At 64.0% G+C, this 14336-nt stretch carries 15 protein-coding genes and 1 pseudogene; 8 read left to right on the forward strand and 8 right to left on the reverse strand.

Annotation, left to right across the window (positions count from 1 at the left end; translation table 11 throughout):
• Together RT551_RS15575 and RT551_RS15580 are read right to left on the reverse strand one after the other, a co-directional pair.
• Positions 1-810, reverse strand: a pseudogene (locus RT551_RS15575) (oxidoreductase); the annotation flags it as partial.
• Positions 807-1406, reverse strand: coding sequence for an ATP-binding cassette domain-containing protein (locus RT551_RS15580; protein WP_313460355.1), 600 nt, complete (start codon positions 1404-1406; stop codon positions 807-809). The pseudogene RT551_RS15575 and the gene RT551_RS15580, both read right to left, overlap by 4 nt.
• Before the next feature lie 120 nt (positions 1407-1526).
• Between RT551_RS15580 and RT551_RS15585 the strand changes: the two genes are divergently transcribed.
• From RT551_RS15585 to RT551_RS15595, 3 genes are all read left to right on the forward strand, one after another.
• Complete coding sequence (locus RT551_RS15585; protein WP_313460357.1) at positions 1527-2177, forward strand: arylesterase; 651 nt, start codon at positions 1527-1529, stop codon at positions 2175-2177.
• Between the two features lie 88 nt (positions 2178-2265).
• The gene (locus tag RT551_RS15590; protein ID WP_311190211.1) at positions 2266-2979 is read left to right on the forward strand and encodes a response regulator transcription factor; all 714 of its coding nucleotides are present in this window, start codon (positions 2266-2268) and stop codon (positions 2977-2979) included.
• A gap of 156 nt (positions 2980-3135) precedes the next feature.
• A complete protein-coding gene (locus tag RT551_RS15595; RefSeq protein WP_313460359.1) occupies positions 3136-4407 on the forward strand; it encodes a HAMP domain-containing sensor histidine kinase in 1272 nt (423 codons plus the stop codon).
• On the opposite strand, the gene RT551_RS15600 is transcribed toward RT551_RS15595, so the two are convergent.
• The 6 genes from RT551_RS15600 to RT551_RS15625 all read right to left on the reverse strand — a co-directional run bounded on the left by RT551_RS15600 (position 4398) and on the right by RT551_RS15625 (position 10832).
• Complete coding sequence (locus RT551_RS15600; protein ID WP_313460361.1) at positions 4398-5282, reverse strand: hypothetical protein; 885 nt, start codon at positions 5280-5282, stop codon at positions 4398-4400. The two genes, RT551_RS15595 and RT551_RS15600, sit on opposite strands and share 10 nt — an antisense overlap.
• The gene (locus RT551_RS15605; RefSeq protein ID WP_313460363.1) at positions 5279-6613 is read right to left on the reverse strand and encodes a hypothetical protein; all 1335 of its coding nucleotides are present in this window, start codon (positions 6611-6613) and stop codon (positions 5279-5281) included. The genes RT551_RS15600 and RT551_RS15605 overlap by 4 nt, the downstream gene beginning before the upstream one ends.
• A 47-nt stretch (positions 6614-6660) precedes the next feature.
• The gene (locus RT551_RS15610) at positions 6661-7257 is read right to left on the reverse strand and encodes a hypothetical protein (protein WP_313460365.1); all 597 of its coding nucleotides are present in this window, start codon (positions 7255-7257) and stop codon (positions 6661-6663) included.
• Between the two features lie 114 nt (positions 7258-7371).
• On the reverse strand, positions 7372-8994 hold the full coding sequence (locus RT551_RS15615) for a hypothetical protein (protein WP_313460367.1): 1623 nt from the start codon (positions 8992-8994) through the stop codon (positions 7372-7374).
• Positions 8995-9104: 110 nt separating this feature from the next.
• Positions 9105-9809, reverse strand: a complete 705-nt coding sequence (locus tag RT551_RS15620; RefSeq protein ID WP_313460368.1) for a hypothetical protein — start codon at positions 9807-9809, stop codon at positions 9105-9107.
• A gap of 312 nt (positions 9810-10121) precedes the next feature.
• Positions 10122-10832 (reverse strand): SGNH/GDSL hydrolase family protein, encoded by a 711-nt coding sequence (locus RT551_RS15625; protein WP_313460370.1) that lies wholly within the window; start codon positions 10830-10832, stop codon positions 10122-10124.
• Positions 10833-10972: 140 nt separating this feature from the next.
• On the opposite strand from RT551_RS15625, the gene RT551_RS15630 reads away from it, so the two are divergent.
• The 5 genes from RT551_RS15630 (at position 10973) to RT551_RS15650 (ending at position 14292) form a co-directional block, all read left to right on the forward strand.
• Complete coding sequence (locus RT551_RS15630; RefSeq protein ID WP_311190218.1) at positions 10973-11353, forward strand: diacylglycerol kinase; 381 nt, start codon at positions 10973-10975, stop codon at positions 11351-11353.
• Between the two features lie 42 nt (positions 11354-11395).
• Positions 11396-12145 (forward strand): TerC family protein, encoded by a 750-nt coding sequence (locus RT551_RS15635; RefSeq protein WP_125361945.1) that lies wholly within the window; start codon positions 11396-11398, stop codon positions 12143-12145.
• 101 nt (positions 12146-12246) lie between these two features.
• Positions 12247-12894 (forward strand): LemA family protein, encoded by a 648-nt coding sequence (locus RT551_RS15640; RefSeq protein WP_313460372.1) that lies wholly within the window; start codon positions 12247-12249, stop codon positions 12892-12894.
• Between the two features lie 4 nt (positions 12895-12898).
• Positions 12899-13807 (forward strand): TPM domain-containing protein, encoded by a 909-nt coding sequence (locus RT551_RS15645; RefSeq protein ID WP_313460373.1) that lies wholly within the window; start codon positions 12899-12901, stop codon positions 13805-13807.
• On the forward strand, positions 13807-14292 hold the full coding sequence (locus tag RT551_RS15650; protein ID WP_313460375.1) for a TPM domain-containing protein: 486 nt from the start codon (positions 13807-13809) through the stop codon (positions 14290-14292). Before RT551_RS15645 ends, RT551_RS15650 begins: the two co-directional genes overlap by 1 nt.
• Positions 14293-14336: the final 44 nt, after the last annotated feature.

Here is a 14336-nt window from a genome sequence, read left to right on the forward strand (position 1 = left end):
GGTGGCCACGCCGGCCAGCAGCACCGCCAGCAACGCCGCCAGCGACAGGAAGCGCCCGGCCAGGTCGAACGCGCCACGCACGCCGCGCTGCGCGTCCTCGATGCCGACCACCCGGAAGCCCTTGGCCTGCGGCTTCAGCCATTCGCGGAAATCGGCGATGGCCCCGGGGTCGCCGGCGAACATCATCCGGTACGAAGCGCGGCTGCCCGGGCCGAGCAGGCCGGCACTGTCCACGTCGGCGCGGTTTACCAGCAGGGGCGGGGAGAGCTGCATCAGCTCGCCGGAGGTATCAGGCTCGGCCTGCAGCACACGGCTGATGGTCAGGCTGCCCGCGCCGAACTCCAGCGCATCGCCGACCTTCAGGCCCAGCGCCTGCATCAGCCGTGGGTCGGCGTAGGCCTCGCCCGGCGGCGGCGTTCCGGCGCTTTCCACCGGCCCACCGGCACTGCGGCTGACCTGCAGCTGCCCGCGCAGGGGATAACCTGCGCTGACCGCCTTGATGTTGGCCATCTGGCTGGCGTCGCCGTGGAACAGCACGCTGGGGAAGCTGACCATGCGCGTCGTCTTCAGCCCGCGCCGCCGTGCATCTTCAGCGAAGTTTTCGGGCACGTCCTGACGCGCGCCCAGACCGAGGTCGCCGCCGAGCATCTCCGCCGCGCTGCTGGTCAGGGCCAGGGTGACCCGGTTGACCAGGGTGCCCACCGCCGTCATCACCGCCACGCCCAGCACCAGCGCGGCGAAGACGGTCAGCAGGTCACCGGCCAGGAACTCGCGACGCAGGGCGCGCCCGGCATGTCGCAGTACGTTCATGCGTGCAGCCCGTCGGCGTCGACCAGGCGGCCCTGGTCCAGCCGGTAGATGTGCTCGCAGCGCTGCGCCAGGCGCAGGTCGTGGGTAACCAGCACCAGGGTGGTGTCGCTGGTGGCATTGAGCGCGAACAGCAGGTCGCTGATCTGCTGGCCGGTGCTCTGGTCCAGGCTGCCGGTGGGTTCATCGGCAAACAGGATGCGCGGCCGCGCCACGAACGCGCGCGCCAGCGCCACGCGCTGCTGCTCGCCGCCGGACAGCTGGCGCGGGTAATGGCGGGCGCGGTGGCCCAGACCCACCTGTTCCAGCACCTCGCGCACCCGCGCCGGGTCTTCGCGCCCGGCCAGTTCCAGCGGCAGCGCGATGTTCTCTTCGGCGGTGAGCGCCGGCAGCAGGTGGAAGCTCTGGAACACAAAGCCGACCTCACGCGCGCGCAGCTGCGCCCGGGCTTCCTCATCCAGCTCACCCAAGGTGGCACCTGCCAGGGTGATCTGCCCGCGGCTGGGCAGGTCCAGCCCGGCCAGCAGGCCGAGCAGGGTGGTCTTGCCTGAACCAGACGCACCGACGATGGCCACGCTCTGGCCTTCATGCACCGTCATGTCTATGTTGTCCAGGATGTGGACTTCACCTTCTGGGCCACGGGCGGACTTGCCGACGTTGTGGGCGGTAATGGCAACCGGCGCGCTGCGGGGGGACAGGCTGTCGATGAGGATTCTCCGATGTACGAAGCAATGAACAAGGGCCGGACGGCCGCGATGATGTGGCTGCTGGCATGGTTGCTGTTGTTGCCGGCGCTGGCCTGTGCCAAAGGTCCGGCACCGGCCAACGTGGTGCTGGTGGTCGGCGACAGCCTCAGTGCTGCCCACAATATCCCGGCCGCGTCGGGCTGGGTGAACCTGCTTCAGCAGCGGGTCAACCAGCAGGTCAAACCGCCCCCGACCATCGTCAATGCCAGCATCAGCGGCGAAACCACCGCCGGTGCGCTGACCCGCCTGCCAGGGCTGCTGAGCAAGCACAGGCCCCGGGTGGTGGTGATCGAACTGGGCGGCAACGACGCCCTGCGCGGGCTGACCCCGGCGCAACTGCGCGGCAACCTGGAAAAGATGATCACCGCCAGCCAGGCGGCCGGGGCCAAGGTGCTGCTGCTGGGCATCGACGTGCCGCCCAACTACGGCCCGGCCTATCGCGACCGCCTGCGCAAAACCTATGCGGAGCTGGCCAGCCAGTACAAAGTGCCGCTGCTGCCCTTCCTGCTGGAAGGCGTGGCCCTGCAGCCGAACCTGATGCAGTCCGATGGCCTGCACCCCACCGCCGCGGCCCAGCCGAAGGTGCTGGACAACGTCTGGCCCGTGCTCAAACCCTTGCTGTAACCCCCGTCATCCCCCTTGCCGAAAAACTTCACACCGCGTCTACTGGCGATGCGGCATGTTTCACAAAGCTGAAGAAAGAGGGAAACCCATGCGTCAGACAAAGGAGACCTCCGGCCTGGTGCTGGTGGTGGAAGACAACCGCAACATCTCCGAGATGATCGGGGAGTATCTGGAAGGCCGTGGGTTCGAGGTCGACTATGCCCAGGACGGGCTGGACGGCTACCGGCTCGCCGCAGAAAACAGTTACGACGTGGTGGTGCTGGACCTGATGCTGCCGCGTCTGGACGGCATTGAAGTGTGCCGCCGGCTGCGCAACGACGCCCGCAAGTCGACGCCGGTGCTGATGCTGACCGCGCGCGACACGCTGGACGACAAGCTCACCGGCCTGGGTTTCGGGGCCGATGACTACCTCACCAAGCCGTTCGCCATCCAGGAACTGGAAGCACGCCTGCGTGCCCTGATCCGCCGCGAACGCCGCCAGGTGGGTTCGGAAGTGCTCAAGGTCGCCGATCTTGTGCTCGACCCGGTCAGCATGCGCGCCACCCGTGCCGGTACCGAGCTGCAGCTTTCGCCGATCGGTCTGCGCCTGCTGACCATCCTGATGCGCGAATCGCCCCGCGTGGTGACCCGCCAGGAAATCGAGCGCGAGATCTGGGGCAACGGCCTGCCGGACTCGGACACCCTGCGCAGCCATCTGTACAACCTGCGCAAGATCATCGACAAGCCGTTCGACCGTCCGCTGCTGCACACCGTGCAGAGCGCCGGTTATCGCATTGCCGATATCCAGCAGCCGATGAGCTGAGCCACACATCAGCGCAGTGCAGTGGATGAAGGTACGGGCCCGGCAGGGCCCGCAGCACGCCCAGGGCCCGGCCGATGCCGGGCCTTGTGTGCTGCCTGCACGACCGAATCACGACCGGCTTTCCTATAATCGCGGTGAGCCGCCCTGGACCCCGTAATGCCGCACGGCCTGCCGCGCAAGATCCGTATCGCTTTCATCCTGCAGGCAGTGCTGGCCAGCTTGGGCATCCTGCTGGGTGCGTGGCTGGTGTCGCTGGTGATCAAGCACAGCCTGGTCAGCGGCGCGCTGCAGGAAGAGGCCACCTATTTCTGGGACCTGCACGCCGCCTCGGCGGCACAGCCGCCCCCCAATACCCGCAACATCCGCGGCTATCTGCTGGAAACCGGGCGCTCGCCGCTGAGCCTGCCGGCCAACCTGCGCGCGCTGCCGCCGGGCTTCCACGAACTCAAGGCCGACGACCAGCTGGTGCTGGTGGATGCGCGGCCGGAAGGCCGCCTGTACCTGGTGTTCCTGCGCTCACGCGCGGAGATGCTGGCGTTCTGGTTCGGCATCGTGCCGGTGCTGCTCACGCTGCTGGCGGTGTACGGGGCCAGCTGGGTGACCTACCGCGCCAGCAGTCGACTCGTGTCGCCGGTGAACTGGCTGGCCCGGCGCGTCTCGCGCTGGGACCCGGGGCACCCCGACGCCACCGACCTCGACCCGGACAAGCTGCCGGCCGACATGCAGGGTGAAACCCGCCAGCTGGCGGCGGCGCTGCACTCGCTGGCGACCAAGGTCACCGCGCACGTGGCGCGTGAGCGCAACTTCACCCGCGATGCCAGCCACGAGCTGCGCACCCCGCTGACGGTGATCCGCGTGGCCAGCGACATGGCCTTGGGTGACCAGGAGATCAATCCGCGCCTGAAGCGTAGTCTGCACCGCATCCAGCGCGCCGGCCGAGACATGGAAGCGGTGATCGATGCGTTCCTGATCCTGGCCCGCGAAGCGGACGTGGAACCGCAGATCGAGCTGTTCGATGTCAATGAGATCGTGCGCTACGAAGTGGAAAACGCGCGCGAGCTGATCGCCGGCCGCCCGGTGCATATCCACCTGCACAGCGACGGCCCGGTGGAACTGCATGCGCCGCCGCGCGTGCTGCAGGTGGTGGTGAGCAACCTGCTGCGCAATGCCTGCAATTACACCGACGAAGGCCGCATCGACGTTGACGTGCACCCGGACCGGGTGGTGGTGCGCGACACCGGCATCGGCATGTCGCCCGAGGCACTGGCGCGCGCGTTCGAGCCGTTCTACCGCGCCGAACCCAGCCGGCCGCAGGGGACCGGGCTGGGGTTGTCGATCGTACGCCGGCTGTGCGACCGGTTTGGCTGGAAGGTCAGCCTGACCAGTGAGCCGGGGGTGGGGACGCAGGCGACGATTGGTTATCGGTGAGACCGATCCGTCGATAGCGACCAGGTAGATGACCGGGTATCGCTGTCGCTGCTGTCGCTTGAAAGCTGCTTCAAAAGCTCAGGTCGATAGTGCTTGACGAGTTGTGTTGTGGTGGACGAACTGCCCAGGATGCGCGTGCCCAACAGGGCCACTTCCCGGGGTTGAGCGCCGGAGTACGCAGCATGCGTCATTCCCTTCCAGTGCTTCGCTTCGTCTTCGATCTCGGTTTTGATCTGGTCAAGAACGAGCTTCAGAGGCCAGTAGGCTTGCTTGGTCGATATCCCGTCCAGTTCGTCCATTGCCTGACCCACCTCGCGTTCCGCCACATCGAGGCCCGGGCAGTCATTGTGCTCGCGATACTTCACGTCCGCCCGCGCCGCGGCCGTGCTGGCCGGTCGATCAAACATGAGGTAGCGCGTCCGCGCGAAGTTGACGATGCCGTCACCGATCTCACGGGTGATTTCGGCATCATGGTACTGGCGAATGGCATCTACAAGCGTTCCCTGGTGCGGAGCCAGTGCGACGATTTTCTTGTTCAATGCATGCTGTGCTCTAGTGGTGCGGGTGGCCATGACGTCGATAACATTGAAGAGTGAGTTCCTTGCCTTTGATGCATCCATCTTCTGCACAGCATTTATTGCGGCATTGAGCTCATTGCGCGTCGTGTCTATGCGTACCTGGGTGGCGTTGCACTCCCATGTCTCAAACAGCGTCTGATTGAATACGGTGAACAGCTTCAATTCTGTTCGCTGCGAAATCCTGTCGTGCTGCAGCTTCGTTGCGAACGCCTCGGACAGCGTCATCTTTCCAGGCCGGTCATCGATGCGCTGGAAGCACTGGTTGTACAGCTTGGTGGCCGCGCTGATCAAGTTCATCGGGAGGTTGCCTCAGAAATGGGAGCTTCGCCCTTCATGTCATCCATAAAGGCACGCATTGGTGCTCGGCGTAGCTCGCGTTCGGCGCGGAGTCGCTCAATCGAGGGGTCTTGCGGCGTGTAGTAAGGCGACGTCTCTGCCTCCGCATGCATGAAGACAGCGTATGCCGGAGGTGGGTCAAATATTTCGGCGTCGGTGCCTGTCATCAGTGGTTCCGTTTCCTCCCACGCCGTCTCCACTTCGGAGATCACGGATTCGCACGTCTGCTGGGCGGTGAGCAGAGGGCCAGAAGACGACGAAGCGGAACTGACCAAGGTGCTCCACTCCACTGCGTCTGGCGGCAGAGGGGGGAGTGCGGGAATGTGACCGGCGGACGCTCTGAACGCGATTACCGCAAGGTCATCTTCGCCCAACCACGAGCAGGCCATCTCGGCGAGGCCTGGCGACTGCTTCAGTCCGCGTCGGGAGAGCACGGATCGCCAATACACAATAGCGGCGGAAATCGCCTCCTCTCTTTCGGAAAGCATCTGTTGCGTGGCCGCGTGAGCCGCCGAGTCCTTCAAGCCGGACACGTGCTGATTGGCCAGCCTGATGTCCCTGAGGGCCATGGAGAGTGGCGAAAATGCTCCGGCGAGTCGAGCGCTTAACGTTTCCTCTGTCACCGCCCGTGTGCACTCCAGCTGATCGAGCTGGTAGCGCGCGGCGCAGATGGAGTGCAGCGTTGAGACGCTCTGCATGTGCTTGACTGCTTGCAGAACGGGCAGGTCGCAATCCGTCAACGCGATAGGGTCCCGTGTCGCAGGCGTGGATAAATGAGGGTGCTCAGCTGGATCTCGCAGGTGCGCCACCACAGGATGGTGCTCCCCGAGAATGGTCGTTGCCAATGCGATGGTGTCATGGTCGCACGCACGGTAAGCAGTGATCAGGCGTGGTACCCAGTGGGCTTCGGCAGTGTGTCCGTCGGAAAGGGCCACAGCAAGCTCGTGCTTGAGGGCGGTCTTCAGCTCGCCGTCCTTTTGGTTGGCCAAATATAGCAGTGCTTCATGGGTATCCCGGCGGAGGCAGTTCAACCCCAATGGCGCGTCCATGCGTCGGGCGATGCTCTGCTCTGAGACGTGGCGCTCGGGAACAATCCAATCGTTGACCGGGAAGTCATTGACCGCAGACCTCAGTGCAGTCGCAGCCAAACTGGGTGACATCCGATTGTGATAAGCCTGCCGAACCACGTTGGATAGTCTGGCAGGTGCGGTGCCATGCGCTGAACTTGCGAAAATGCTGGATAACTTTCCGCTTATGAATGGGGCGAATGAAGCAAGAGATAACTTGGGCATGTCTGTTTCAGTCAGGGGGGGCGGCTGAGCCGTGAGGGATCCGACTCTCAGGGCTTCGAAAGGACAAGAATCTGCTTGTCGAAATGGCTCGGTGAGTTGCAACGAGCGGTCTTGTCCAGGAAGGCGAATTCCTTTTCGATCCGCGAGATGGCGCGGTAGTCGGGCCTGTTGAGCCAGGTCAGGGTGCGCTTGATCCCGTCGGCGTCACCGATGCGTCTACTGAGCTCAAGCTGCACTTCCCATTTTTCAGTGGCCGCCGCGGCCAGTTCGGGAAGAAGATAGATCTCGCTATACACCAAAGCGCGTGCATTCTCATTGCGGATGCTGAAGACGCGCGTGATTGCCTCGTCAATGCGCAGCTTGGCGTCATGGAGGCCATGGAACGGATATCCGCCACACATCAGCAGCGGGCCGCTCGTGTTTCCCGGCTGCAGCGCCCGCTGTAGCTGGAACTGGCAGTTGGCGATACGGGTCAGCTGGGCAGCGGCCTCGCGGGTTACCGTCTTGCGATGTCGCGCTGCTTTGATGGCCACTTCCAGTGATGGCAGGCCGCGCTTGATCGTGCACGGCCACGAACGTTTGAACTCGTGCTTGGACGAAGCAATGTCTGTACGGGTGAGGGGCGGGGATGAATGCGGATGCACTGTGAGGGGAACTCCAGCGTCGAAGCAGTTGTAGCTTGCGAAGTACGGGCGACTGACAACGCTTCGTAGATGGGCCGGGCGGGTGCTCCGCCCGGCAGATTCGACAGAGCGGGCTTACCGCATTGCCTGCAAGCGCGCGTGCGCGCGCGCGTCGGTCTTGGTCGCGGGGATATGGTGCTTCTGTCGTGTTTGTTTGGCTTCAGATGGATCAAACAGGTGGCTTGCCTGCGACATGCCGCGACGACCGCTATTGGTGCGGACGGGGTCTGGCGTCGGAGCGAGAACCGAGACGACCAGGGGGTCGTGATCCCCAAGCCATTTGCGTGCGATGTGGATCTCGTCCTTTACCGATTCGCCCGCTGCCTTGCGTTTCTCCAGGTCCTCCAGTCGATCTGTCCAGAAGTCCTCCGCGCATTCAAGGACTGCACGGAAGGAGCTGATGCGGTCGCTTAGTCGCTGTCTGCCGTCGACGCTGTCCAGATCACGAAGCTGTCTTCGCATCAAATCAAGGTCGGACAACCGTTCCGGAATGCTCCTGAACGTCTGCATTTCCAGTGCGACAGGGAAGTCAGCCAGAACGTGTTGCTGCTGGTGTCCAGGTAGATTGAATCCAAGGCTTTCTACGAATGCCGAACCCATCGCCGCCATAGCGTCTGCTGAACGAAGTTCATAATCGACGAATCCTTCGTCTGCATGACGGAAGCAGTCCATGGCGCTTGCAAAAATATTGAGAAGATGCGCTTTTGCCAGTGGTGAATGGTCCATCCTGCCTTCAGGGGAGGCGTCTGCATCGGCTTCGTCCGAAGGGGACGGCGAGGTGTCCGCGTTTTCATCCAGGTCGATGAGCGTGTCGTTGGATAGTTCTGGGGCGCCAAGCCACTTGCGGATTGCATTGAGCTCGTTAGTCGCACCGTTGGGTGTGGCAACGAGTTCTTCGTGTCTGCTCATAAGTGCCTCAAATGAGGACTGCAGGATGCTGCCAAGATCCTGCAGCGTGCGCTCAACCTTGTGCCTGATGCGTGCGCTGTGGAGCGAACTCAACTGGTCGTGCGCGTCCCGCAGGTCCTCCGCTGCAACGCTGAGGTCGACGAAATCCGGAAGATTGCTGGGGTCGGGGAAGTCTGAAAATGTCAGCCGCGTGGTGCCGGCATCATCCTGCTGCGGGATTCTGTAAAGGCCGTGGAAAGCAGCATGCATCCTGTCGATGGTACTCGTGGAGACTTCCATATCCTGCGTCAGGTTCGTCACCTGAAGCGCCAATCGGTAGTCCTTCCATTCTGGTTTGTAGCCAAGGCGCAGGACCGCAGTGTCTGCCTTGGACTGCATCTCCGATGTGCCGCCGTCGCGATTCTTCCAGTACGACTCCGTCCAGAGATCCTCGGCATAACTCACTCGAAGCGCGACTTGGTTGAAGATTCTTGTGATCTTCGCGGGAACATCATGATTCTTGACTTTGGCCCTTCGAGGCGAAAGAGATACTTCTTGAAGCTGCTGCTTCATTGCACGAACAGGAGTTTCATGGGTGCAGTGATCCACACTCCCATGTAGATAAGACGCCGGAAAGTCGTGGAAGTTGGAGATCAGTTCCAGCTTCTTCACCGACTTGTCCGAGATTGAATTGTTGCCAATCTTCTTCGCAATGGCTTTCGCAAGCGAGTCTGTTTTCACATTGATGCGCGAAGGCATCAGCGTGGACGCGATGGTTCGCGCAACACTGGTCAAAATGGGTGCTTTCACTTGGGGCTCTGGTATGTGGCTTGTCTTCGTGGACAGAGCCAGTCACAACGCGGGTTGGGAAGGTGCACCAAGCACCCTCCCGTTCATGGCTTCAAAAGGCTGAAATCGCTTTACAAGTCAGCGTGGCTTTGCTTGGAGATGCCTACTTGCAGCGAGCCTGAGGCACTGGTGTAGACGACCCTGTCCCCGTCGGGGCCAGCAACAAGTTTGCGGTGCAGGGGCTCAGGTGCCTTGTAGAAGTACTCGACGCCGGGGTGCCTGGCCAGCGCCTGCGGAGCCCAGTCTGCAGGGGGTCGGTCGCCCGGCGCGGCCAGCACTCCACCGATCTGTTCTTCCATGGCCTGTCGTTCAGCCCTCGGAAGTACTTCGGTGTCGAACTTCTCAAGGCGGGAATACTCCATCTCTCCGAGCCTTTCTTCCATCTTCTTGAAAACAGCAAGCAACTTCTCTTTCACCACCGGTTGGCAGTCCTCAGCGAGTGTCTGTGCGCGCTGGATTTCCTCCCTGATCTGCTTCATGTCATACGAAATGACTTTGCTCGACGCATGTCGGCAGGTGAAGTACTCAAGGGGATTGTTGGTATTGGCGTATGCGATGACGTAAGCATTGAACATCGCCTCCAACTTTCCCACGGTCTTGTCGGAGATGTCGCTATGGGAGAGCTTGGATGTGACGACGGCGGGCAGGCTGTGCGCGTAAGGGCTGTTCTTGATGCCGGTCATTTCCAGCGCCTTGCGGCGGACGGTGACCTCCAAGGATTTGATCTCCTTGGCCACGATGCGGAACATTCCGCTGATGGTCTGAATGGATGACATGGACGTTTATGGCTTGCTTCGCGTGTGGGGAGGCGAAGTGTCAAGCGAATGGCCGCCCAAGACTTTCAGTTTTCAACTATTCCTATAGGTGGCCAGCCACCCCGTAGAGCCACGCCCTGCGTGGCTGCATAGCGCCCGAACGCGTTCAGCCACGCAGGGCGTGGCTCTACGGATGGGTCCTACATTGTATGGACACGCACGGCGTGTCCATACACGGAGGTGAGGGCGTAGAGACGCGCCATGCGCGTCATCGCGGTGCCGAACAGGGTCGAAGCCACGCAGGGCGTGGCTCTACGTTGCGGGGTGGAAGCGTCAGCTTCTGTCGCATTTCACCTTGGGGACGAGGGCCTTGCGCCAGATCGCATAGCCCTCCGGCTTCATGTGCAGCATGTCCTCGCGGAACAGGCTGGCCTTGGGCTGACCATCCTTGCTCAGCATCGGGGTGTAGATGTCGGTGAAGCCGGCATGCGGCTGGCCCTTGAGGGCCTCGCGCACCAGCGCGTTGGCTTCCTGCACCGCCGGCAGCAGGTTGGCGCGCGACGGGCTGGGCTTGATCGAGATCACCTCCACCGTGGTGTTCGGCAGGTCCTGGTGCACGCGCTTGACGAAGGCCACGGTGTCGTCGCGGACCTGCTGCGGGCTGCGGCCGCTGTTGAGGTCGTTGTCGCCGGCGTAGAAGAACACCTTGCACGGGGCGTACGGGGTCACGACCTGGTTGGCGTAGTACGTGCTGTCGCGCACTTCCGAACCGCCGAAGCCGCGGTTGATCACCTTCTGGCCCGGGAAGTCGGCGGCCAGGGTGTCCCAGAAGCGGATCGAGGAGCTGCCCACGAACACGATGCCGCCGTGCGGCGGCGGGTTGGCCTGGTCGGCCTTGGCAAAGTTGGCCATGTCGTCGGCCCAAGCGACGTTGGAGACCTGCTCGGGGATCTGCGGCTGGGCGCGCGGGCTGAGCGCGGCGACGGGCAGGGCGGCGGTGAGGGCCAGGGCGAGCAGCAGGGGGCGGGTGCGGCAGTGGTTCATGAACAGCTCCGGTTTTCAGGCACCCCCATGGTACGTCGGGAGGCTGTCCCGTCCTTGTGGCAAAATGGCGGTTTACATGTCGCTTTCCGCCCCACCCATGACCCTTACCCGCCGCAACCCCACGGATGGAGCTGTTTCGCATGCCTGACGCCTTCGGTCATATGCCGCGCGGCCCCAAGCGCATCTTCAAGGCGGCGGTGTGGTCCTGGCAGGGCCTGCGTGCGGCCTGGCTGCACGAGTCGTCGTTCCGGCTGGAGGTCTACCTGCTGGTGGTGCTGGCACCGGTCGCCCTGTGGCTGGGCCAGACCCCGGTGGAGCGGGCGCTGATGATCGGCTCGATGCTGCTGGTGCTGGCGATGGAGCTGGCCAACTCGGCGATTGAGGCGGTGATCGAGCGCTACGGCCCGGAGATCCACGAACTGGCGGGCCGCGCCAAGGACATGGGCTCGGCGGCGGTGTTCGTGCTGATGATGAACGTATTGCTGTGCTGGGGCCTGGTACTGGCCCCGCGCCTTTTCTGACGCGCCCCCAGGCGTCATTTCCCTTTGTAAGGATGTATGTCCATGTTTGTTGAGCTGCTGTCCGATCCCAACGTCTGGTTGACCCTGCTGACCCTGAGCGCACTGGAAATCGTGCTGGGCATCGACAACCTGGTGTTCATCTCCATCGCGGTGAGCAAGCTGCCGGAGCACCGCCGCCCGTTCGCGCGCAAGCTGGGCATCGCGGTGGCCTGCATCACCCGTATTGCCCTGCTGGTGTCGCTGGCGTACCTGGCGCACATGGAAGCCAACCTGTTCACCGTGGCTGGCATGGGCATCTCCATCCGCGACCTGGTGCTGATTCTGGGTGGCCTGTTCCTGATCATCAAGGGCGGCATGGAGATCCGCGAGCTGATCACCGGCGGTGAGGACGAAGACCCCACCACCACCAAGGCCTCGGCGGTGTTCGGCATGGTCATCCTGCAGATCGCCATCATCGACATCGTGTTCTCGCTGGACTCGGTGATCACCGCGGTCGGCATCGCCGACCACATTCCGGTGATGGTCGCGGCCATCCTGCTGTCGGTGGCGGTGATGCTGCTGGCGGCCAACCCGCTGGGCCGCTTCATCGACGCCAACCCGACCGTGAAGATGCTGGCCCTGGCCTTCATCCTGCTGATCGGTGCGGTGCTGATCCTGGACGGCCTGGACGTGCACGTGCCCAAGCCCTACATCTACGCCGCCATGGGCTTCTCGGTGCTGGTCGAGTGGCTGAACCTGTTGATGCGCCGCCGCGCGGTGGCGCACAACGTGCCGGGTGCCGGCAATTGGTAAACCCAGGGGGCCGGCAGAAATGCCGGCCCTTTGCCATTACGGGGAATTAACCCCATTCATGGAATCCTCCGGCGCGCAAACCCCTGAATCCGGAGCCGGTCATGCAATCGTTCACCCGAATGATGTTCCTGGCCACCCTTGCCGTGTTGCTGTCCGGCTGTGGCTACAACTCCATCCAGCAGAAAGATGAACAGGTAAAGGCCGGCTGGGCCGAAGTGCTCAACCAGTACAAGCGCCGCGCCGACCTGATCCCCAACCTGGTGCAGACCGTGGAAGGCTATGCCAACCAGGAGCGCCAGGTACTGACCGACGTCACCAACGCCCGCGCCCGCGTGGGCCAGATGAACGTCAACGCCAACGACGCCGAGTCGCTGAAGCAGTTCCAGGCCGCCCAGGGCGAGCTGAGCGGGGCACTTTCGCGCTTGCTGGTGGTGACTGAAAACTACCCGAACCTCAAATCCGACCAGGGCTTCCGCGACCTGCAGGCGCAGCTGGAAGGCACCGAGAACCGGATCACCGTGGCGCGTGGCCGCTACATCCAGCTGGTGCAGGACTACAACACCTACATCCGCTCGTTCCCGCAGCTGATCACCGCCAAGATCTTTGGCTATGACACCAAGCCGAACTTCACCGTGGAGAACGAGGCGCAGATCTCGCAGCCGCCGGCGGTGAAGTTCGGCAACCAGCCGCCGGCACCTGCTCCTGCTCCGGCTCCGCAGCAGCAGGCTCCGCCACAACCGGCGAACTGAGCCAATGAGCGCCCTTCGGCTGCGTGCATCGGCGTGGTGGCTGGTGCTGTGCCTGGCCCTGCTGTGGCCGGGCCCAGCCGTGTGGGCGCAGACCCCGGCCGCCATTCCGGCGATGGACTCGCCGGTGGTGGACACCACCGGCACCCTGGATGCGGCCAGCAGGCAGGCCCTGATCGACCAGGCGCTGGCCCTGCAGCAGCGCAAGGGCAGCCAGCTGCAGATCCTGATGGTGCCCAGCACCGCGCCGGAAGACATCTCCCAGTACACCCAGCGGGTGTTCGAGCAATGGCAGATCGGCCGCAAAGGCGTGGACGACGGCGTGCTGCTGGTGGTGGCCAAGGACGACCGCCGGGTACGCATCGAACCGGGCTATGGGTTGGAGGGCGCGATCCCGGATGCCATCGCCAACCGCGTGATCCAGGAATACCTGGCCCCCAAGTTCCGCAACAACGACTATGGCGGCGGCCTGACCGACGCCACCGGCGCGCTGGTCAAGTTGATTGACGGCGAGGAACTGCCGCCACCGGTCAGCGACCACCGCACGCGTGGCGAAAGCAGCGCGGATGTCTGGCCGGTCGCGCTGATGATCGGCTTCTTCGTCGGCACCTTCCTGCGCACCCTGCTGGGCGGCCTGCCACGCCCGCTGCGCGCACTGCTCGGCGGTGGTGGCGCGGCAGTGGCGGCGTTCCTGTTCACCTCGCTGTGGCTGGCCAGTGGCGTGGCCGGGGTGATCGGCCTGCTGATCAGCCTGTCCTCGGGCCGGGCCGGTCGCTTTGCCCGCAACACCGGCTGGGGCGGCGGGGGCTGGGGTGGGGGCGGTGGGTTTGGCGGCGGTGGGGGCTTCGGTGGCGGAGGCGGCTGGGGCGGTGGCGGTGGACGATCGGGAGGCGGTGGTGCCTCGGGGGGCTGGTGATGCGCGCATGGCGGCACTTCTGGGCTCCTTCGGTGCACCGGGCCTTTCCGGGCGAGCGCCTGCAGGCGATCACCGAGGCGATCACCGCCGGCGAGCAGCGCCACGGCGGGCAGGTGATGTTCGCGGTGGAGGCCGACCTGCCGTGGTCGGCGCTGTGGCACGGGGTGACCCCGCGTGAGCGCGCCGAACAGGCGTTTGCCCAGCTGCGCACCTGGGACACCGAGCACAACAACGGGGTGCTGATCTATCTGCTGCTGGCCGACCACGCCATTGAACTGGTGGCCGACCGCGGCCTGCGTGGCAAGGTCGGCGAGGACCAGTGGCAGGCGGTGTGCGAGCACATGCAGCAGCAGCTGCGCGAAGGGGCCCTGCAGGATGCTGTGTTGCGGGCGGTGGCCGAGGTCTCGGACCTGCTGGCGCGGCACTATCCGCCCGGCAGCGGGTCCAAGGATGACGGGCTGCCGAATACGCCCCAGCTGTTGTAGCCCGCGGGCGGGCAGCGGGGCGGTGGGCGGCCGTAGAATACCCG

This window comes from Stenotrophomonas sp., from assembly GCF_032103445.1.
GTDB lineage: Bacteria > Pseudomonadota > Gammaproteobacteria > Xanthomonadales > Xanthomonadaceae > Stenotrophomonas.

Bases quoted from the DNA above. Each gene is read 5' to 3' on its own strand.
- RT551_RS15580 (WP_313460355.1), bottom strand. From the start codon at position 1,406: ATGACGGTGCATGAAGGCCAGAGCGTGGCCATCGTCGGTGCGTCTGGT.
- RT551_RS15585 (WP_313460357.1), top strand. From the start codon at position 1,527: ATGTACGAAGCAATGAACAAGGGCCGGACGGCCGCGATGATGTGGCTG.
- RT551_RS15590 (WP_311190211.1), top strand. From the start codon at position 2,266: ATGCGTCAGACAAAGGAGACCTCCGGCCTGGTGCTGGTGGTGGAAGAC.
- RT551_RS15595 (WP_313460359.1), top strand. From the start codon at position 3,136: ATGCCGCACGGCCTGCCGCGCAAGATCCGTATCGCTTTCATCCTGCAG.
- RT551_RS15600 (WP_313460361.1), bottom strand. From the start codon at position 5,282: ATGAACTTGATCAGCGCGGCCACCAAGCTGTACAACCAGTGCTTCCAG.
- RT551_RS15605 (WP_313460363.1), bottom strand. From the start codon at position 6,613: ATGCCCAAGTTATCTCTTGCTTCATTCGCCCCATTCATAAGCGGAAAG.
- RT551_RS15620 (WP_313460368.1), bottom strand. From the start codon at position 9,809: ATGTCATCCATTCAGACCATCAGCGGAATGTTCCGCATCGTGGCCAAG.
- RT551_RS15625 (WP_313460370.1), bottom strand. From the start codon at position 10,832: ATGAACCACTGCCGCACCCGCCCCCTGCTGCTCGCCCTGGCCCTCACC.
- RT551_RS15630 (WP_311190218.1), top strand. From the start codon at position 10,973: ATGCCTGACGCCTTCGGTCATATGCCGCGCGGCCCCAAGCGCATCTTC.
- RT551_RS15635 (WP_125361945.1), top strand. From the start codon at position 11,396: ATGTTTGTTGAGCTGCTGTCCGATCCCAACGTCTGGTTGACCCTGCTG.
- RT551_RS15640 (WP_313460372.1), top strand. From the start codon at position 12,247: ATGCAATCGTTCACCCGAATGATGTTCCTGGCCACCCTTGCCGTGTTG.
- RT551_RS15645 (WP_313460373.1), top strand. From the start codon at position 12,899: ATGAGCGCCCTTCGGCTGCGTGCATCGGCGTGGTGGCTGGTGCTGTGC.
- RT551_RS15650 (WP_313460375.1), top strand. From the start codon at position 13,807: ATGCGCGCATGGCGGCACTTCTGGGCTCCTTCGGTGCACCGGGCCTTT.